Origin of the sequence: Variovorax sp. PBS-H4 (genome assembly GCF_901827205.1) — a bacterium.
Lineage (GTDB): Bacteria > Pseudomonadota > Gammaproteobacteria > Burkholderiales > Burkholderiaceae_C > Variovorax.
This window is the reverse complement of record NZ_LR594675.1, coordinates 2,981,785-2,998,667: the sequence shown is the minus strand read 5'-3', so window position 1 is coordinate 2,998,667 and position 16,883 is coordinate 2,981,785. Positions and strand designations below refer to the sequence as shown.

At 67.1% G+C, this 16,883-nt stretch carries 18 protein-coding genes and 1 pseudogene; 8 read left to right on the top strand and 11 right to left on the bottom strand.

The features are described from left to right. Nucleotides 1-2 precede the first annotated feature (2 nt). Nucleotides 3-1,523 carry a CoA-acylating methylmalonate-semialdehyde dehydrogenase gene (locus E5CHR_RS14080; protein ID WP_162580417.1) on the bottom strand — a complete coding sequence of 507 codons (1,521 nt, stop codon included), beginning with the start codon at nt 1,521-1,523 and terminating at the stop codon, nt 3-5. A 102-nt stretch (nt 1,524-1,625) separates the two neighbouring features. On the opposite strand from E5CHR_RS14080, the gene E5CHR_RS14075 reads away from it, so the two are divergent. The 3 genes from E5CHR_RS14075 (at nt 1,626) to E5CHR_RS14065 (ending at nt 3,540) form a co-directional block, all read left to right on the top strand. Continuing rightward, nucleotides 1,626-2,522 carry a LysR family transcriptional regulator gene (locus tag E5CHR_RS14075; protein ID WP_162580416.1) on the top strand — a complete coding sequence of 299 codons (897 nt, stop codon included), beginning with the start codon at nt 1,626-1,628 and terminating at the stop codon, nt 2,520-2,522. Nucleotides 2,523-2,795: 273 nt separating this feature from the next. Next, nucleotides 2,796-3,140 carry a cupin domain-containing protein gene (locus tag E5CHR_RS14070; protein ID WP_162580415.1) on the top strand — a complete coding sequence of 115 codons (345 nt, stop codon included), beginning with the start codon at nt 2,796-2,798 and terminating at the stop codon, nt 3,138-3,140. Between the two features lie 157 nt (nt 3,141-3,297). Next, a complete protein-coding gene (locus E5CHR_RS14065; protein ID WP_162580414.1) occupies nt 3,298-3,540 on the top strand; it encodes a hypothetical protein in 243 nt (80 codons plus the stop codon). 575 nt (nt 3,541-4,115) lie between these two features. On the opposite strand, the gene E5CHR_RS14060 is transcribed toward E5CHR_RS14065, so the two are convergent. The 3 genes from E5CHR_RS14060 to E5CHR_RS14050 form a co-directional block, all read right to left on the bottom strand. Continuing rightward, nucleotides 4,116-4,694: a DUF4142 domain-containing protein gene (locus E5CHR_RS14060; RefSeq protein WP_232062057.1), complete on the bottom strand. Its 579-nt coding sequence runs from the start codon at nt 4,692-4,694 to the stop codon at nt 4,116-4,118. A 153-nt stretch (nt 4,695-4,847) separates the two neighbouring features. After that, a complete protein-coding gene (locus tag E5CHR_RS14055) occupies nt 4,848-5,486 on the bottom strand; it encodes a 3-oxoacid CoA-transferase subunit B (protein WP_162580413.1) in 639 nt (212 codons plus the stop codon). 1 nt (nt 5,487) lies between these two features. Continuing rightward, nucleotides 5,488-6,288, bottom strand: a complete 801-nt coding sequence (locus E5CHR_RS14050) for a CoA transferase subunit A (RefSeq protein WP_162580412.1) — start codon at nt 6,286-6,288, stop codon at nt 5,488-5,490. A gap of 74 nt (nt 6,289-6,362) precedes the next feature. Here E5CHR_RS14050 and E5CHR_RS14045 point away from each other — a divergent pair, with 74 nt between their 5' ends. Next, entirely contained in the window at nt 6,363-6,950 is a 588-nt protein-coding gene (locus E5CHR_RS14045) for a LuxR C-terminal-related transcriptional regulator (RefSeq protein ID WP_162580411.1), read from the top strand. Between the two features lie 104 nt (nt 6,951-7,054). After that, nucleotides 7,055-8,716 carry an alpha/beta fold hydrolase gene (locus E5CHR_RS14040; RefSeq protein WP_162580410.1) on the top strand — a complete coding sequence of 554 codons (1,662 nt, stop codon included), beginning with the start codon at nt 7,055-7,057 and terminating at the stop codon, nt 8,714-8,716. On the opposite strand, the gene E5CHR_RS14035 is transcribed toward E5CHR_RS14040, so the two are convergent. From E5CHR_RS14035 to E5CHR_RS32080, 3 genes and pseudogenes are all read right to left on the bottom strand, one after another. After that, nucleotides 8,697-9,401 (bottom strand): nitroreductase, encoded by a 705-nt coding sequence (locus E5CHR_RS14035; protein ID WP_162580409.1) that lies wholly within the window; start codon nt 9,399-9,401, stop codon nt 8,697-8,699. The genes E5CHR_RS14040 and E5CHR_RS14035 overlap by 20 nt on opposite strands. 55 nt (nt 9,402-9,456) lie before the next feature. Further along, nucleotides 9,457-10,269: a LysR substrate-binding domain-containing protein gene (locus E5CHR_RS14030; protein ID WP_332061244.1), complete on the bottom strand. Its 813-nt coding sequence runs from the start codon at nt 10,267-10,269 to the stop codon at nt 9,457-9,459. 21 nt (nt 10,270-10,290) lie between these two features. Beyond that, nucleotides 10,291-10,335: pseudogene (locus E5CHR_RS32080) on the bottom strand (hypothetical protein); the annotation flags it as partial. Nucleotides 10,336-10,548: 213 nt separating this feature from the next. On the opposite strand from E5CHR_RS32080, the gene E5CHR_RS14025 reads away from it, so the two are divergent. Together E5CHR_RS14025 and E5CHR_RS14020 are read left to right on the top strand one after the other, a co-directional pair. Further along, complete coding sequence (locus E5CHR_RS14025) at nt 10,549-11,538, top strand: tripartite tricarboxylate transporter substrate-binding protein (RefSeq protein WP_162580408.1); 990 nt, start codon at nt 10,549-10,551, stop codon at nt 11,536-11,538. Between the two features lie 21 nt (nt 11,539-11,559). Continuing rightward, on the top strand, nt 11,560-12,090 hold the full coding sequence (locus E5CHR_RS14020) for a 4-hydroxylaminobenzoate lyase (RefSeq protein ID WP_162580407.1): 531 nt from the start codon (nt 11,560-11,562) through the stop codon (nt 12,088-12,090). A 90-nt stretch (nt 12,091-12,180) separates the two neighbouring features. On the opposite strand, the gene alkB is transcribed toward E5CHR_RS14020, so the two are convergent. Genes alkB through ada form a run of 3 tightly spaced genes read right to left on the bottom strand, consistent with a single transcriptional unit; the run spans nt 12,181 to nt 14,601 of the window. Further along, complete coding sequence (gene alkB, locus E5CHR_RS14015; RefSeq protein WP_162580406.1) at nt 12,181-12,837, bottom strand: DNA oxidative demethylase AlkB; 657 nt, start codon at nt 12,835-12,837, stop codon at nt 12,181-12,183. 4 nt (nt 12,838-12,841) lie between these two features. Then, on the bottom strand, nt 12,842-13,525 hold the full coding sequence (locus E5CHR_RS14010) for a 2OG-Fe(II) oxygenase (RefSeq protein ID WP_162580405.1): 684 nt from the start codon (nt 13,523-13,525) through the stop codon (nt 12,842-12,844). Beyond that, nucleotides 13,522-14,601 carry a bifunctional DNA-binding transcriptional regulator/O6-methylguanine-DNA methyltransferase Ada gene (ada, locus tag E5CHR_RS14005; protein ID WP_232062296.1) on the bottom strand — a complete coding sequence of 360 codons (1,080 nt, stop codon included), beginning with the start codon at nt 14,599-14,601 and terminating at the stop codon, nt 13,522-13,524. Before ada ends, E5CHR_RS14010 begins: the two co-directional genes overlap by 4 nt. Before the next feature lie 169 nt (nt 14,602-14,770). On the opposite strand from ada, the gene E5CHR_RS14000 reads away from it, so the two are divergent. Next, nucleotides 14,771-16,369 carry a glucan biosynthesis protein gene (locus tag E5CHR_RS14000; protein WP_162580404.1) on the top strand — a complete coding sequence of 533 codons (1,599 nt, stop codon included), beginning with the start codon at nt 14,771-14,773 and terminating at the stop codon, nt 16,367-16,369. Between the two features lie 74 nt (nt 16,370-16,443). On the opposite strand, the gene E5CHR_RS13995 is transcribed toward E5CHR_RS14000, so the two are convergent. After that, on the bottom strand, nt 16,444-16,821 hold the full coding sequence (locus tag E5CHR_RS13995) for an FKBP-type peptidyl-prolyl cis-trans isomerase (protein WP_162583715.1): 378 nt from the start codon (nt 16,819-16,821) through the stop codon (nt 16,444-16,446). Nucleotides 16,822-16,883: the final 62 nt, after the last annotated feature.

The following is a 16,883-nucleotide window of genomic DNA, read 5'->3' as shown; positions in this document are numbered from 1 at the left end:
GATTACTTCAGGCTGATGGTGGTGTTGAGGCCATGCGCCGTGGCATCGTCGAACCAGCGCGCCGTGACGGTCTTGGTCTGCGTGTAGAACAGCACCACCTGCTTGCCGTAGGGCCCGAGGTCGCCGAGCTTCGACGCGCGCGAGCCGGTGAAGGAGAACATCGGCACCGGCACCGGGATCGGCACGTTGATGCCCACCTGGCCTACATCGATGTCTTCCTGGAAGCGCCGCGCCGCTGCGCCCGATTGCGTGAAGATCGCGGTGCCGTTGCCGTTGGGGTTGGCGTTGATCATCTCGATCGCTTCGTCGATGCTCTCGGCACCCGCCACGCACAGCACGGGGCCGAAGACCTCCTGGTCGTAGATCGTCATGCCCGGCTTCACGCCGGAGAAGATGGTCGGGCCCACGAAATTGCCCTTCTCGTAGCCAGGCACCGCGGGCTTGCGGCCGTCGAGTTCGAGCTTGGCGCCCTCGGCCACGCCGCGCTCGATCAGGCCGGTAACGCGTTCGTACGCCGCGCACGAGACCAGCGGACCGACGTCGACGCCCTTCTCCGTTCCGGCGCCGATCTTCAGCGTCTTCGCCTTTTCGACGAGCTCGGGAATCCACTTGCGCGCATCCCCCACCAGCACCGCAACCGACACTGCCATGCAGCGCTGCCCCGCCGCGCCGAAGCTCGCGCCGACGAGGGCGTTGAGCGACTGGTCCTTGTGCGCATCGGGCATGACGATGGCGTGGTTCTTTGCGCCCATCATGCATTGCACGCGCTTGCCGGCCAGCGTGGCGCGGTTGTAGACGTGGGTGCCGACCTTGGTCGACCCGACGAAGGAGATCGCCTTGATGTCCTTGTGGTCGCAGATCGCGTTGACCACCGCCTCGCCGCCATGCACGACGTTGAGCACGCCCGGCGGAACTCCGGCTTCCAGTGCCAGCTCGGCGAGGCGCATCGTCACCATCGGGTCCTGCTCCGACGGCTTGAGCACGAAGGTATTGCCGGTGACGATGGCCATCGGGAACATCCACAGCGGGATCATGGCCGGGAAATTGAAAGGCGTGATGCCCGCGCACACGCCCAGCGGCTGCAGCAGCGTATACGTGTCGACGCCACCCGCGACGTTGTTGGCCATCTCGCCCAGCTGCAGGTTGCCGATGCCGGCGGCATGCTCGACCACCTCGAGGCCGCGGAACACGTCGCCCTCGGCGTCCGGGAGGGTCTTGCCCTGCTCGGCCGTGAGGATGGCGGCCAGCTCGCCCATGTGCTCGCGGATCAGCTGCTGGTATTTGAGGAAGATGCGTGCGCGTGCGCCGATGGCGGTCTTGCGCCAGGTCTTGAACGCGTCCTGCGCCGAGGACACGGCGGCGTCGACCTCGGCCTGCGTTGCAAAGGGCACGCGGGCCAGCACCTCCTGGGTCGCGGGGTTGACGACGTCGCGCCATTCACTCGTCTTCGAGTCGACGAACTTGCCGCCGATGAGCAGCTTGACGGTGGCGACCTGCGTCGCGGGCGTGGTGGTGGCATCCATGGGTTTGTCTCCGGTTTAAGCCTTCAATGATCCGATGCTAGCTTTGCACTTTTGCGATGGCAATAGACAAATGTGCACCGACGATCTGCATAATCGCAACGCATGGACTGGGACAACCTTCGCTTCTTCCTCGAGCTGGCCCGCAGCGGCACGCTGGTCAGCGCGGCGCGCAGGCTGGCTGTCGATCACACGACCGTGGCGCGGCGCATTCAGGCACTCGAGAAAGAGATCGGCACCGCCCTTTTCGCCCGCGAGGCAGGAGGCCACAGGCTGACGGAAGCCGGGCGGCGGCTGCAGCCGCAGGTCGAGGCCATGGAAGGGGCCTTCCTCACAATCGAGAGCGCGACGCCGGCTGCGCAGGAGGGCTTGTCGGGGCTGGTGCGCATCGGCGTCACCGAAGGTTTCGGCACGGTGGTGCTCGCGCCGGAGCTGGCGCGATTTGCGCAGCAGCATCCCAGGCTGGTGATCGACCTGCTGGCGATGCCGCGGCTGGTGCACCTGTCCCGGCGCGAGGCGGACATCGTGATCTCGCTGGAACGCCCTGCGCGTGGGCCCGTCATGGTGAGCAAACTGACCGACTACGTGCTGCGCCTGTATGCCTCGGCCGACTACCTGGATTCCCATCCGCGCATTGCCACGCGCGAAGACCTGCGCGGCCACACTTTCATCAGCTACGTGGACGACCTGCTCTTCAGCAAGGAGCTGCAATACCTCGACGAGCTGTACCGGCCCGACGCGTTCGCGCTGCGCAGCACCAGCATCCTGGCACAGCACCAGGCAGCGGCAGCCGGCACGGGTATCGCGGTGCTGCCCGCCTTCCTTGCCGGGCGCGATTCGCGGCTGCGGACCGTGCTGCCGGACGAAGCGAACTTCACGCGCACGTTCTGGATCTCGATGCCAGCCGAGAGCAAGCACCTGGCGCGGATGCAAGCGGTCTGGAGCTTCCTGCGGGAGACGGTGGAAGCGCAGCGGGGGGTCCTGCTGCCGCCGCAGCCCTGACCCGCCACGGCTCGGCCGCTTGGCGGGACGTGCAAGCCTCGTTTGCTACTCGCCGGCACCGACTGAAACCGCGGCTTGCTCACCTGGCAGCCTCGTTCCCCGGGTCCCCTTGGCCGGCTATGGAGCCAAGGCGGCACCTTTGGAGGGGCCCATTGGCTCGCCATTGGCTCTTGATTGGCCTAGGCATCAAGGGCCGGAGCGGGAACACTGGCACTACCTCAAGAGCATCCAACGCGCCCCGCGATGACGGTGCGCCAGTCACAGCATCAGATCATGCATGTCATCGACCACTCCAGCCTGCCTCGTCTTCACGCCGAAGGGCGGCAACGCTTTGCCGCGGCCCATCAAGGCCTGGGCTTTGCGCCTTTCGAGCTCTGGATCGAAGTCCTCGACATCGATGCACGCGTCGACCTCCAGCCCATTGAATGTGCCCGGGTCGTGCTGGTGCTCACCGGCCACGGCAAGCTCGTGGTCGATGGGGCGGCTCAACGCTTTCACGCCCCCTGCAGCCTGGTGCTGCCCGCGGGCATCGACAGCCAGGTGGTCAATATCGGGGCCGAGCCCATGCAACTCGTGACAGGTTTCACACCGGCTGCTGCGGGATCATCGCCGGCTTGAACCTCGGCCTGGACCATGGCCCTTGCGCCTTGGCCCTCCGTCCAGCCTGAACTGGCTCCTCTGGGCGATGTGCCAAAAACGTGGAAACCAAATACTTCGTTCATGCGCCGGAAAGAGATGAATTGCTGTCCGGCGCCCCACTGATCGGAGATTTGTCATGAGCTCAGCCGCTGCGACCTCGCTGGAAAACCTGCACTCCGGCCTTCAGCCCCTGCATCACCTGCGGCCCGAAAAGGCCCGCCTTTCTGCCTCCCTGCAATTCGTGTTACGCCAAACCGCCACCCGGTCTGTCGAGATCTGGCACAAGCTCTCGCGCAAGACCCAGATCCTCCTCGTCGCCCTGTCCATGACCTTCTCCAGCTTCAGTCTTTCAATGATCGTGGCCGCCCTCTCGCGCTGAGGCTCGACGATCGCCCGACGGACTGCCGGCGCGATCGTGCCCCGCGGGCGCCAGGCACACCGGTTGCCACTCATGGCTGAGTCACCTCCCCTCAGACCCAGCCATGACCTCCAAACCAATTTCTCTTGCATGCGCAACCGCGCGCGCCTACGACTTCCTGATCGTCGGCGGCGGATTCGCGGGTCAATGGCCTCTTCGGCCTTCAGCTTGACGCCGCAGGTGCGCAGCGCTTCCTCGCCGAGCGCGCGTCGCCCGGGATCGACAAGAGTTCGCGCGACGTCGTGATCAGCCGGGTGGGCGAAAAGCTCTACCGCAAGTTCTTCGAGGGCTACACCGGCAAGCAGTGGGGGCGCGATGCGGCCCTGCTCGACCGATCGGTAACTTTCCCGGTCCCCACGCGGACCGACGAGGACGACCGGCCAGGAGCATCCCCGCACGAGCATCACCCGCGAGTACCCGAGCAACGATGGCGACGCGTATTACCCGATTCCACCCCGGAAAACGCCTTGCCGGCCTGCTCTGCGAGGCAAGGCACCGGCCGCTTCAGCAACTGCGAGCAGCGTGAAAACGATGCGCTACTTCTTCGCCATGCCTTGCGCGTGCTTCAGGTGCTCTTCCACGACGGGCATCATCTTGGTCGCCAGAGCTTTCAGGTCCGCGTCGGCCGCTTGCGCCTGCGTCTTCTTGAGCAGCTTGAGCGTCGCCTCGTGGTCCCCCACGCCGGCGTGCTTCATGTACTGGCTGTCAAAGGTATCGCCCTTGATCGTCTTGAACTCGACCATGTTGGCCTTGTGCTTTGCGTCCGGCCCGTCCGGCAGCTCGGCACCCTTTGCGCTTGCCAGCTCCTTTACGTCCGCCAGGCCCTTCGTGTGATCGTCCACCATCATCTGCGCGAACTTCTTCACGTCTGCGTTCTGGGATTTTTCCAACGCGACGCGCCCGATCTCGATCTCCGCCATGTTGGCCTGCGCGATGTCGCGCAACATGCCCGCGTCCCCGCTGCTGAGCTTGGACGTAGCTCCCTTCGCATTTGCCGCCGCACTGCCGGTGCCGGCACGCGGTTGCTGCTGCTGAGCGCCCGTGTCAACCTGAACCATCAAGCCGGCCGCTGCGACTGCAGCGATGGCCAAAGTCCGCGTCGTCGAATGCATCATGTCTTGCTCCAAAGTGATGTGATGGGAGCAATGTGCAGAGCGCGCGCAGCCGATGCTGTAGGCCATCGGCGATGCCTGCCGCCATCTTTCGATGGGCACATGGATGAGCTCGGAGGGCGCGCATTCGAGGGGCAGTGCCCCTTCCCGCAAGGACTAGTGCAGGAGCTTGACGCCGGTCTTCGCCTGCAACGCCTCGAAGGTGACGCCGTCGGCAAGCTCGACCACCTTCAGGCCCTCGGGCGTAACGTCCAACACGGCCAGGTCGGTGATGATGCGGTCCACCACGCCCACGCCCGTTAGCGGAAGGGTGCACTCCTCGAGAATCTTGAGATCCTCGGTGCCATCCTTCTTGCGCGCCACATGCTCCATCAGCACGATCACGCGCTTCACGCCGGCCACCAGGTCCATGGCGCCGCCCATGCCCTTGACCATCTTGCCCGGGATCATCCAGTTGGCGAGGTCGCCCTTGGCGCTGACCTGCATGGCGCCCAGGATCGAAAGGTTGATCTTGCCGCCGCGGATCATCGCGAAGCTGTCGTGGCTGCCGAAGATCGCCGATCCCGGCAGCGTGGTCACGGTTTGCTTGCCGGCGTTGATCAGGTCGGCGTCGACCTGGTCCTCGGTCGGGAAGGGACCGATGCCCAGCATGCCGTTCTCGCTCTGCAGCCAGACCTCCTTGTCGCCGACGAAGTTGGCCACCAGCGTGGGGATGCCGATGCCGAGGTTCACGTAGAAGCCGTCTTCCAGCTCCTGGGCGGCGCGTGCCGCCATCTGGTCTTGGGTCCAGGGCATGTCAGTTTCCTTTGCTGTTCTTGACGGGAGCCGGCACCTCGCTGCCGGCGGCTGCCTGCGCGATGGCTGCCTGCGCTTCGACCTTGGCGGCGGCCACGTCGACCGCAGCGCTCACGGTGCGCTTCTCGATCCGCTTCTCGGGATGGGCATTGAGCACGATGCGATGCACGTAGATGCCCGGCAGGTGAATGTCGTCGGGCGCCAGTTCGCCGATTTCGACGATCTTCTCGACCTCGACAATGCAGAGCTTGCCGGCCATTGCTACGGCCGGATTGAAGTTGCGCGCCGTCAGGCGAAAGCGCAGGTTGCCGGACTTGTCGGCGACGTCCGCCTTGACCAGCGCCACGTCGGACACCAGCGAACGCTCCATCACGTAGGTCTCGCCGTCGAACTCGCGCAGTTCCTTGCCCTCAGCCACCAGCGTGCCGACGCCGGTCTTGGTGAAGAAGGCCGGGATGCCCGCGCCGCCGGCGCGCAGCTTCTCGGCCAGCGTGCCCTGGGGCGTGAACTCGAGCTCGAGCTCGTTGGCCAGGTACTGCCGCTCGAACTCCTTGTTCTCGCCCACGTAGCTCGCGATCATTTTCTTGATCTGCCGCGTCTCCAGCAGCTTGCCGAGGCCGAAGCCGTCGACGCCGGCGTTGTTGGAGATGCAGGTCAGGTTCTTGACGCCCGAGTCGTGCAGAGCATCGATCAGGGCCTCGGGAATGCCGCACAGGCCGAAGCCGCCGACCGCGAGCGTCTGGCCATCGGCGACGACACCTTTGAGCGCCGCATCGGCAGAGGGATAGATCTTGTTCGCCATGATTCCTCGTTCGGAAATGGGGGTTGATGGACAACCCGGACGATACTACGTATGCGCATACGTAGTATTTCGTAATGGAGACACCGGACACCGCCCTTGCCGCCATCGACTATCGGCTCGCCTTCGAGGAGGCGCCGGTGGGCATGGTGCTGTCGCGCCACCGCATCATCGTCGATTGCAATGCGAGGCTGTGCGAGATGTTCGGCGCCACGCGCGACGTGCTGATTGGCGAGTCGTTCCGTGTGCTCTACCCGAGCGTCGCCGAATTCGAGCGCATCGGCAAGCGCATGGAGCCGATCCTCAACGCCAGTGGCCGCTACGCCGACAACCGCATGATGCGGCGCGTCGGCGGCCTGCACGGCGCCTTTGCAGGCGAGACCTTCTGGTGCCACGTGAGCGGCCAGGCGCTCAACCGCGCGGCGCCGCACGAGGCCGGCATCTGGACCTTCGAGGACCTGGGCTCGCGCCGCGCGGGCAAGGCCGAGCTCACGCCGCGCGAGCGCGAGGTGGCGGCACAGTTGATGAAGGGCCTGACGTCGAAGGAGATCGGGCGGGCGCTGGGCATCAGCCATCGCACGGTCGAGATCCATCGCGCGCGGCTGATGCGCAAGTACGCCGCGGCGACCACGGCGGAATTGGTGCAAAAGCTCATTGCAGCTTAAGGCGCCTGCCGTAAGCAGAGCAAATCAAGTAGCGCGCGCACTTGTCGAAGCCTGGCGCAGCGGTGCATCATGCCGGCGTGCTCCACGCAGCCCGCTGCCGATCCATGCACCGCCCGCCGGCGGAGCAGCTTCGAAGAAGCGCAGCACTGGCGCTGCTCGTCGTGGCCGGCTGCGCCCTCCCCGGCAGCGATGGCGCGTCGTCCCGCGCCGAACCGCCACGCACCGACTGCCAGGCGCACGTGGGCACCGACCGCAACGCGATGCTGCCGGGCTACCTGTTGCCGAGCGGGAACGGCAAGACCGTCTGCGTCCCCCTGCTCCCGAGCGCAAACCGCCCACCGCCGAACTACGAGGGCCGCGACTACTACGTCGATGAATTCACCGACGCCAGGCTCAAGGCGCGCTGGCATTCCTGCAAGGCCGACGCCGCCTGCTTTCGGCGCATCGATGCCCAGATGCAGCGCTGGCTGCCGCCCAACAAGGAGCGCGCCACGCGCTCCACGGGCGTGGTCGATCCATCCGGGCGGATCGACCCCGAGGGCGACGTCGACCTGCGCCAGATCCGGCGTCCCGCCTTCTTCGCGAAGGCGCCCTACCGCGAATCGATCGCGCAGGCCGAGCCGCGCACCTACACCGTCGAGTTCAGCGCGCCGCGCGACACCTTCGAACGAATCGCCCTGGAGATGCAGGACCCCATCAAGCTTCGCGGCTGGTACATCGAAGGCGCGGGCGTGGACGACGGCCGGGGCGGCCGCCTGCGCGCGCTGGCGATCATGGCCAACGGCGGCGGCGGGCAGATGACGGCCATCCAGCACCCGGACGAGCGCGCCTACCGCATTGATGCCGCCACCGGCCGGACCATCGCCATCACCTTCCCCAACGCCACCACGGAGACGATGGGCCAGCGCTGGTGGCGCGAGAACCTGCAGGCGCTGAACGCCGCCGGCTTCGACGTGCTGGCCTATGACCGCCGAGGCGAGGGCATATCCGGCGGCTTCAGCGACACCCACACGCTGGAACAGGGCGAGGACGTGTTCCGCGTGCTCGAGCAGTTGGAAAGCGGCCTGGGCCTGCGCATGCTCACGCCCTCAGGCCAGTTGATCGAAGGCAGCGCAGCAGGCGGCCGGCTACTGGCCGGCATGAAGGCCAGGCAGATCCCGATCCTGCTCGGCGGCTACTCCCGCGGCTCCATGTCCGCCGCCTGGGCAATGACGAAGAACTTCGTCGAGTCCTGCAGCTACGACATGCCGGCCGTGACCTGCACGCCGCCCAAGGGCTACACGAACATCAAGGGCGCGATCCTGCTCGCCTCCTTCGCGAGCGGCGCGGGCTACGTGCCGGCCGCGCCCGACCTGAAGGACCGCAACCTGTTCCTCGGCGGCATGGCGGCCGAGCATCACATCGCCTTCTATCCCAACTCGGCCACGCTCGCGGGCATGGTGCACTGGCCGGCCGCGTTCTTCGGCAAGGGCCTGTGGGACCGCGCCGAGAGCCTGGAGGGCACCATCGCTGCCTACGACCGCATCCGTGGCCTCAAGGAGATCGTGGTGGCGCGCGGCCCGCATTCGATCGAGACCTGGGACCCGGAGGACCAGCGTTACCTGCAGCAGCGCATGATTGCCTTCGCGCAGGCGGCGGTGACGGGCGCCTCCACGGTGCCGGGCGCCAGGCCCTGGACCGACCTCAAGAGCCTGGTCGCGACCACGCCGGATCGCTGGGAGCCGTCTTCGCGGCCTGAGTGGCCCCCTAGCGCCAGAACACCGTGAAGTCGTCGACCGCTTCCCTGGGCATTCCGAGGTCGTTAACCTCCGCCTCCACGTCCGCATAGCCAAGGGACATTCCGCACACCAGCGCCTGCGTGGCCGGCAGCCCGAGGAACTGCGAGATGACCGGCTCGTAGCGCACAAAGGAGACCTGCGGGCAGGTATCGAGCCCCCGCGCCCTCGCGGCGATCATGATGTTCTGCAGAAACATCCCGTAGTCGGCCCAGCTGTGGCGGGTCAGCCTGCTGTCGATGGTGAAGATCAGCCCCACAGGCGCATCGAAGAAACAAAGGTTGCGCCCGGACTGCCGATAGCGTGCCGGCAGGTCCGCGCGATCGATTCCCAGCGCGGCGTAGTAGCGGGCGCCGAAATCGGCCTGCCGCGCCGCGCACTCCGCCGGCAGATCGGCGGGGAAATGCGCCGACGGCGGCAGCTCGTTGCGCTCGTGTGCCTCGATGAGCGCTTCGCTCAGGCGCCGCTTGGGCTCGCCCTCCAGCACATGCACCCTCCAGGGCTGTGAGTTGGAGTTGCTCGGCGCGCAGCGCGCGACGCTGAGGATGTCCGCCACCACGGCGCGCCCAACAGGTGTCTGCCTGAAGGCGCGCACGGCTCTTCGCGACCGGATCACCGAATCCACGATGCCGGCGACGTCGCCGTTCTCGGCCACCACGGGATCAGATTTCGTCATGGCACCATGGTGCACGAGCGCCGCGCCGGCATCCACTGAACATTGCGAAAGATGCTCATGCATGAAACGACAGGGCGAGCCGGGCGAGCTGCTCCCTGAGCCAGACATGCGCCGGATCGTGCTCGTGACGCCGGTGCCAGACGGCGCGCATGGTGGCGTGCTGGGACGCATAGGGCAGCGCCCTGGCCAGCAGTTCGCGACGCGCGACAAAGGCCTGCGCCAGCGGCGCCGGAACGATCGACACCATGTCGCTGCCGGCGAGCAGATCGGGCACCGCAAGCGAGTGCGGCACGGTAATCCGGTAGCGCGGGCGCAAGCCGGCCGACGCCAGTGCGTCCTCCAGCGCTGCGCGATCGAACATCTCCGACTGGCGCGCCAGGCCGCGCTCCGCAATGAAGCCGCTGACCGCGCCCTCCTCCTGACCGCCCAGCGACACGGTCAGCAGCGGGAAGGCCGCGAGATCGGCGATGCGCGGTTTCCGCCGCGCGAGCGCATGTCCACGCCGGAAGACGAGCACGTCTTCCTGCAGCCACAGGCGTGCGCTCTGGAATCGGCCCGGAACTTCGGCGAAGACGCCGAGCGCAATGTCGATGCGGCCAACGTCGATCTGCTCCGCCAGATCGAGCCGCGTCGAAGGACGCACCACCAGATCGATCGCCGGTGCCCCCTCGCCCATGCAGGCGGTCAGCTGCGTCAGCAGCACCGAGCTCACGTAGTCATTGGCCGCAATGACAAAACTGCGCGCAGTGCTCGCGGGATCGAAAGGCTGAACGCCGAGCGTGTCGTGAATGCTGCGCAAGGCCTCGCGCAAGGCAGGTGCCATGGCCAGCGCGCGCGCAGTCGGCTCCATGCCCTTGGGGGTCCGCACGAAGAGCTCGTCCTGCAGCGCCTCGCGCAGGCGTGCGAGCGCGTGGCTGATCGCCGACTGGCTCAGATGCAGCCGCTTGCCCGCGCGCAGCAGGTTGCGGTCCTCGTACGGCGTCGAAAACGCGCAGCAGGTTCAGGTCGATGCGTCTCGCGTTCAGCGCGGCCGGCGCTCTCGTGGTCATGTTGCACCTCGTGCATGTGGCGGTTGCAGATTCGTCGCTTCCTGCGTCGGCGCTGCGCTGGCAATGTTCAAGCCTCACCGAAACGGATGGAGCCCGCGATGACCGAACTCTCACGGCGACAGTTCGCCAAGTATGTAGCCAGCCTCGTGCCGGTCCCTTCCCTGCTCGCGATTCCGGCCTGGGCGCAGCCCGACGGGCCAGGCCGAATCGTCGTCGGGTATCCGCCCGGTGGCACCATGGACCAGACCGCGCGACGGCTGGCCGAGGCATGGCGGGCCCAGAACCGGGCCTACTTGGTCGACAACCGCCCCGGAGCCGCAGGCCGCATCGCCACGGCCCAGATGAAACGGGAGCGCGCGGACGGCAGTGTCGTGCTGTGCACCCAGACGTCCGCGATGACGATCTACCCGCATGTCTATACGCGCCTGTCGTACGACCCGGTGCGCGACCTTCGCCCGGTTGCGGCGCTGGCTTCTTCCACCTGCGTGCTGGCGATCAGCACGGCGGTCCCCGCCGACGTGCGCACGCTGGCCGGCTATGTCCGGTGGCTGAAGGCGAACGAGGCCAGCCGGAGCTACGCCTCGCCCGCCGCCGGATCGCTGGCCCAGTTCCTCGGCTTCCGCTTCTCCGAGGCCGCGGGCGTTCCGTTGGCCCATGTGCCCTATCGCGGCTCCGCACCGGCCCTGCAGGACTTGCTGGGCGGACAGGTGCCTGCCTACTTCGGCTTCGTCGGCGACTTCCTGCAGTACCTGGGCAGCGGCAAGTTGCGGCTGCTGGCGGTGAGCAGCGAGCGGCGCTCCCGTTTTCTCAAGGACGTTCCCACTTTCGCCGAACAAGGCTTCGCGCCTGTCGTGGGCGTTGAAAGCTACGGCCTGTTCGCGCCGGCCGCCACGCCGGACGATGTCATCGCCGCGCTGGCGGCCGCGACCCGGACCGCTGCGGGGGACAAGGCGCTGCTCGGCGGACTGGAACAGATCGGCCTGGAAGCTGCCTACGTCGGACCGGCCCAGTACACGCAAGCCATGGCCGCCGAGCGTGAGCGGTGGAAGCCGATCGTCGCGGCATCGGGTTTCAAGGCCGACGAGTAACAACGAAAGGAAAAACACGCCATGACCGACCAGGAAGAACTCATCGCGACCAGCCTGCCTTTTCTCGATGAGATCAAGAACATGACCGCAGGCAGCGAGGTGGAACAATGGCTGAACGCCACGCACGGCCCAGGTAGCCCGCTCTACGAGCGGCTCGCGGCGCTGGTAAAGGCCGGCGTGCGCGACGGCTGGGCTGCCAACGTCGAGATCCAGGGGAAACGCTACCGCCGCAGCCGCATCAGCGTGGCCACGCCGGAAACGTTGGGCTTCAGCATCACGGCCGTCTACATGGACAGCACCGGCAACGACCAGGGCAACGCGGAGGGCAGCTTCCGCGGCGACTATCACGCGCACCCCTACGGCGAGTTCAACATGGTGGTGCCGCTCAACGATGGGGCGGCGCTCGCCGGTCCCAACGGGTGGTGCTACGGCGGCTGGACCGCGCCGCCGCCGGGGAGCCATCACTATCCCGAAGCCAAGGGCGGCGCCGTGATCGCACTGTTCTACTTGCCAGCGGGTCGCATCTCGTACGACATCCAGCCGCCCGCCTGACCTGCTTGCTTCTCGCATTCGATTGCCCTTGTGGGCGCACCGCGAGTCAATTCATCTCCGAGGGCTCATGCTCGCCATGCCGTGAGCAGATCAACTCGCTCGACGAAAAGTCAAGTTGATGCGGCAGGCACCCGTCGAGGGATGCACGCCCTCCTTCACCGGCAGCACACCGTGGTAATGCAGCCGAGAAGGCCCGCCCCACACCACCACGTCGCCGTGCGCGAGCGGCACACGCTGCGCCTTGTCGGAGCGCTTCGGTCCACCGAACAGGAACACCGCCGGAAGGCCCAGCGAGACCGAGACGATCGGCCAATCGTAGTTGCCCTCGTCGCGGTCTTGGTGCAGCGAGAGCCGCGTGCCCGGCTCATAGCGATTGATCAGGCAGGCGTCCGGTGCGAAACCCTCGAAGCCGCTCCGGCGCGCAGCGGCCCCGGCCAGTTCCAGGAAGACGGCAGGCATCGCGGGCCAGGGCCGGCCGCTGTCGGGATCGTTCGCGTCGTAGCGATACCCGCTGCGGTCGGAGACCCAGCCCAGCCGGCCGCAGTTGCTCATCGCCACCGACATGCGAAAGCCTCCGGGCGTGATCAGGTGACGCAACGGCGCCCGCGCCAGCACCTCGTCGACCCCGGCCAACAGCGCCCTTTCGTCCGGTCGCGCGAAGCCGCGCAGCAGCACCGCGCCGGGCGCAAGTGGCTGCGTCGCGGGCAGCGGAGGCGCGTCGAGGTCGCCGAAGAGATCGGGCGTCATGGTGTCAGGCTGCATCGTGAAAGATGATGCCGGCCGTGTGCCGATGCCCCGAGCGCACCCGGCTCACGCCATGCCGCAGGTTGACGCGATAGACGCCGCGCGTGCCCTGCACCGGCCGGTGGTGCACTGCGATCACCGCCGCGTCGCCCTGCCGCAGCGGCAGCACCATGGGCCGCGACTGCATGCGCGGGCGCTGCTCGGTCATGACGAATTCGCCGCCGGTGAAATCGCGGCCGGGCTCCGACAGCAGGATCACCAGCTGCAGCGGGAACACATGCTCGCCGTAGAGGTCCTGGTGCAGACAGTTGTAGTCGCCCTCGCCGTATTGCAGCAGCAGCGGCGTCGGGCGCATCTGTCCCGCCGCGTGGCAGCGCGCGATGAACTCCGCGTGCTGCGGCGGAAAGCGCACCTCGATGCCCATGGCCTGGTTCCAGCGGTTGGCGATCGGCGCGAGCTGCGGGTACATCGCTTCACGCAGGGTCGCCAGCTGCTCAGGCAGCGGATAGCCGAAGTATTTGTACTCGCCGCGCCCGAAGCCGTGGCGTTCCATCAGCACGCGGCTGCGGAACAGCGAATCGAGCGGATACAGGGCCGCGAGCGACTCGCACGCCTCGCGCGACAGCAGGCCTTCGATCAGCGCGCTGCCCTCGGCATCGAGGTCCAGCGCCACGCGCTCCCAGTCGATCATGCCGCCTCGGCCTCCCGCTTCAGCAGCGCGCTCTTGCGCTCCACGCCCCAGCGATAGCCTGAAAGCGCGCCATTGCGGCGCACCACGCGATGGCAGGGGATCGCCACCGCCAGCGCATTCGCGCCGCAGGCCTGCGCCACCGCGCGCACCGATTTCGGGCTGCCGATGCGCTCTGCAATTTGTGCATAGCTCCTCGTGCTGCCCGGCGGGATCTCGCGCAGCGCCTGCCACACTCGCTGCTGGAAGGCCGTGCCACGCACGTCCAGCGGCAGATCCAGCCCTACGGCTGGCGCCTCGACGAAGCCCACCACGCGCGCGACCAGTTGCTCGAAGCCCGGGTCGCCGCCGATCAGCCGGGCCTGCGGGAAACGGTCTTGCAGCTCGCGCGCCAACGCATCGGGATCGTCGCCCAGTGCGATGGCGCAGACGCCAAGCGCGCTCTGCGCCACCAGGATCGCGCCCAGTGTGCACTGGCCGATGGCGAAGCGGATGTCGGTGTTGGCGCCCCCGTCGCGAAAGCGCGTTGGCGTCATTCCCAGCACCTCAGTGGAGCGCTCGTAGAAGCGGCCGTTGGAGTTGTAGCCGGCGTCGTAGATGGCGTCCGTCACCCTCCCGCCGCGCCCCAGCGCTTCGCGCACGCGCCGGTCGCGATGCGCCGCGGCGTAGGCTTTGGGCGTGAGCCCCGTGACTTCCTTGAAGATGCGATGCAGGTGAAAGGTGCTGAGCCCGGCGCGCTCGGCCAGTTCGCTGAGCTTCGGCGTCTCGTCGGCGTTTTCGATGAACCGGCACAGCTCGGCCACCTGGGCCGCCTGCTGCGCGGCACGGGGCGGCTGGTCCGGCTTGCAGCGCCTGCAGGGCCGGAATCCCGCGCGCTCGGCGTCGGCAGCCGTCGCGTGGAAGGCAACGTTCTCGGGCCGCGGCTGGCGCGCCCCGCAGGACGGCCGGCAGTACACGCCGGTGCTGCGCACCGAATAGAAGAACTGTCCGTCGGCCGCGGCATCGCGCGCGAGCACCGCAGCCCAGCGCGGGTCGCTCGCGATCTGGAGGGCACGGAGTTCATTGGGGTTGCTCATCATGTTCATTGCAAGTCCTTTCGGATTTCTGGATCGATGCGCCGATTCTGGAGATCGGGCTTCGCCTGCGCACTCCGGGTCTTGCTTTCAAATTCGATGTTAGTCCCGCGCTTTCGGGCTTGCGCCCTCGGCCTACGGAGCGCAGGGGCTGGCCTCGTTACCATCCTTGCCGATGATTGATCGCCGTTCACTCCTCACCGCCGGTGGCGCCTCCATGGCGCTCGCCGCCCTCGGTTTCCCCGCAGACGCCCTGGCGGCTGGGGAAATCAAGCTCAGCCAGCCCCGTCCTTTTTCTTTCGAACGTCTTGTTACCGACGCCAAGGCGCTCGCGGCGAAGCCCTACGTGGCCGACACCTCATTGCCGGCCGAAGTGCTGCAGCGCATCGACTACGACGCGCACGGCAAGATCAAGTACAACCCCGAGCTCGCTGTCTTCCGCGACGGGCCGGGCCAGTTCCCGGTGACCTTCTTCCACCTGGGCCGCTACTTTCAGGCGCCGGTCCACATGTACGTCACCGAGGCCGCCAGCGGCGACGGCTTTGCGCGCGAGATCCTCTACGACAGCGACTATTTCACGATGCCCGCCGACAGCCCTGCGCGCCAACTGCGCGAGGGCGCAGGCTTTGCGGGATTCCGGCTGCAGGAGAGCCGCCTGGGCGACCAGAAGAAGCTGCCCTGGCAAACCAACGACTGGGTGGCTTTCCTCGGCGCCTCCTACTTCCGGGCCATCGGCGAGCTCTACCAGTACGGCCTGTCGGCGCGGGGCATCGCACTCGACGCAGCCATGCCTGACCGCCCCGAAGAGTTTCCCAACTTCACCCGCTTCTACTTCGAGCCGCCGGCCACGCCCGAGGCCAACACCATGACGGTGTATGCCCTGCTCGAAGGCCCGAGCATCACGGGTGCCTACAAGTTCGTGATGCAGCGGACCAAGGCAGTGCTGATGGACATCGAGACGCGCCTGTTCCTGCGCCGCGACGTCGGCCGGCTCGGACTGGTTCCGCTGACTTCGATGTTCTGGTATGGCGAGACCGTCAAGCCGACTGCCATCGACTGGCGGCCCGAGGTGCACGACTCCGACGGTCTCGCGATCTGGAACGGTGCCGGCGAGCGCATCTGGCGACCGCTCAACAACCCCACCCAGACCCGCGCCTCGGCCTTCAGCGACACGCGCCCGCGCGGTTTCGGGCTGCTGCAGCGTGATCGCAACTTCGATCACTACCAGGACGGCGTGCTCTACGAGAAACGGCCCAGCCTCTGGGTCGAGCCCCTGGGCGACTGGGGCGAGGGCTCGGTGCAGCTGATCGAGATTCCGACCGACGACGAGATCCACGACAACATCCTGGCCTGCTGGGTGCCCAAGGCGCCGGCCAAGGCGGGCGCGAGCTACCAGCTCAAGTACCGGCTGCACTGGACCGACCAGGAACCCTTCCCTTCGCCGCTGGCGCGCTGCATTGCCACCCGCATGGGCCGCGGGGGCGAGCCGGGCACGCAGCGCCCTGCAGGGGTGCGCAAGTTCATGGTCGAGTTCCTCGGCAAGCCGCTCGAAGCCATTCCCTTCGGCGTCAAGCCCGAGCTGGTGCTCACGGCCTCGCGCGGCAAGTTCTCGTACATCTTTGCCGAGGCGGTGCCCAACGGCGTGCCGGGGCACTGGCGCGCGCAGTTCGACTTCACCACCGAGGGCACCGAGCCCGTGGACATGCGGCTTTACCTCAAGAACGGCGACCAGACACTGACGGAGACCTGGCTGTACCAGTATCAGCCGGGCTGAGGACTCTCGGCGAAGCCGTTCTACGGCTCGCTCGCGGCGGCTCGGCCCAGATCGCACCCGGGCCGGCCGGACGATCAGCGCTTGCCGATCGAGATAAGCTCGATTTCAAAGTTGAGCGTTGCATTGGGCGGGATGACGCCGCCCGCGCCGCGGGTCCCGTAGGCGATCGCCGGCGGGCAGGTCAGCTTGGCCTTGCCGCCAACCTTCATCTTCTGCACGCCCTCGGTCCAGCACGGGATCACGCCGTTGAGCGGAAACTCCGTCGGCTCGTTGCGCTTGTAGGAGCTGTCGAACTCCTTGCCGCTGTCCGGGAACGTGCCCCGGTAATGCACCTTGACCACGTCGGTGGCTGCGGGCGAGGCGCCGCTGCCCTCCTTCAGCGATTGGTAGACCAACCCGCTGGGTGTTGTGACGGGCGCGGTCTGCGCCAGGGCAATGGGCAACGCACACATGGATACGAGGGCTGCGGTGGTCAGTCGAAAAAAGGAATGCACGCGACGGTCTCCCGGATTGG

Bases quoted from the DNA above. Each gene is read 5' to 3' on its own strand.
- E5CHR_RS14080 (WP_162580417.1), bottom strand. From the start codon at position 1,523: ATGGATGCCACCACCACGCCCGCGACGCAGGTCGCCACCGTCAAGCTG.
- E5CHR_RS14075 (WP_162580416.1), top strand. From the start codon at position 1,626: ATGGACTGGGACAACCTTCGCTTCTTCCTCGAGCTGGCCCGCAGCGGC.
- E5CHR_RS14070 (WP_162580415.1), top strand. From the start codon at position 2,796: ATGCATGTCATCGACCACTCCAGCCTGCCTCGTCTTCACGCCGAAGGG.
- E5CHR_RS14065 (WP_162580414.1), top strand. From the start codon at position 3,298: ATGAGCTCAGCCGCTGCGACCTCGCTGGAAAACCTGCACTCCGGCCTT.
- E5CHR_RS14060 (WP_232062057.1), bottom strand. From the start codon at position 4,694: ATGATGCATTCGACGACGCGGACTTTGGCCATCGCTGCAGTCGCAGCG.
- E5CHR_RS14055 (WP_162580413.1), bottom strand. From the start codon at position 5,486: ATGCCCTGGACCCAAGACCAGATGGCGGCACGCGCCGCCCAGGAGCTG.
- E5CHR_RS14050 (WP_162580412.1), bottom strand. From the start codon at position 6,288: ATGGCGAACAAGATCTATCCCTCTGCCGATGCGGCGCTCAAAGGTGTC.
- E5CHR_RS14045 (WP_162580411.1), top strand. From the start codon at position 6,363: ATGGAGACACCGGACACCGCCCTTGCCGCCATCGACTATCGGCTCGCC.
- E5CHR_RS14040 (WP_162580410.1), top strand. From the start codon at position 7,055: ATGCACCGCCCGCCGGCGGAGCAGCTTCGAAGAAGCGCAGCACTGGCG.
- E5CHR_RS14035 (WP_162580409.1), bottom strand. From the start codon at position 9,401: ATGACGAAATCTGATCCCGTGGTGGCCGAGAACGGCGACGTCGCCGGC.
- E5CHR_RS14025 (WP_162580408.1), top strand. From the start codon at position 10,549: ATGACCGAACTCTCACGGCGACAGTTCGCCAAGTATGTAGCCAGCCTC.
- E5CHR_RS14020 (WP_162580407.1), top strand. From the start codon at position 11,560: ATGACCGACCAGGAAGAACTCATCGCGACCAGCCTGCCTTTTCTCGAT.
- alkB (WP_162580406.1), bottom strand. From the start codon at position 12,837: ATGACGCCCGATCTCTTCGGCGACCTCGACGCGCCTCCGCTGCCCGCG.
- E5CHR_RS14010 (WP_162580405.1), bottom strand. From the start codon at position 13,525: ATGATCGACTGGGAGCGCGTGGCGCTGGACCTCGATGCCGAGGGCAGC.
- ada (WP_232062296.1), bottom strand. From the start codon at position 14,601: ATGATGAGCAACCCCAATGAACTCCGTGCCCTCCAGATCGCGAGCGAC.
- E5CHR_RS14000 (WP_162580404.1), top strand. From the start codon at position 14,771: ATGATTGATCGCCGTTCACTCCTCACCGCCGGTGGCGCCTCCATGGCG.
- E5CHR_RS13995 (WP_162583715.1), bottom strand. From the start codon at position 16,821: ATGTGTGCGTTGCCCATTGCCCTGGCGCAGACCGCGCCCGTCACAACA.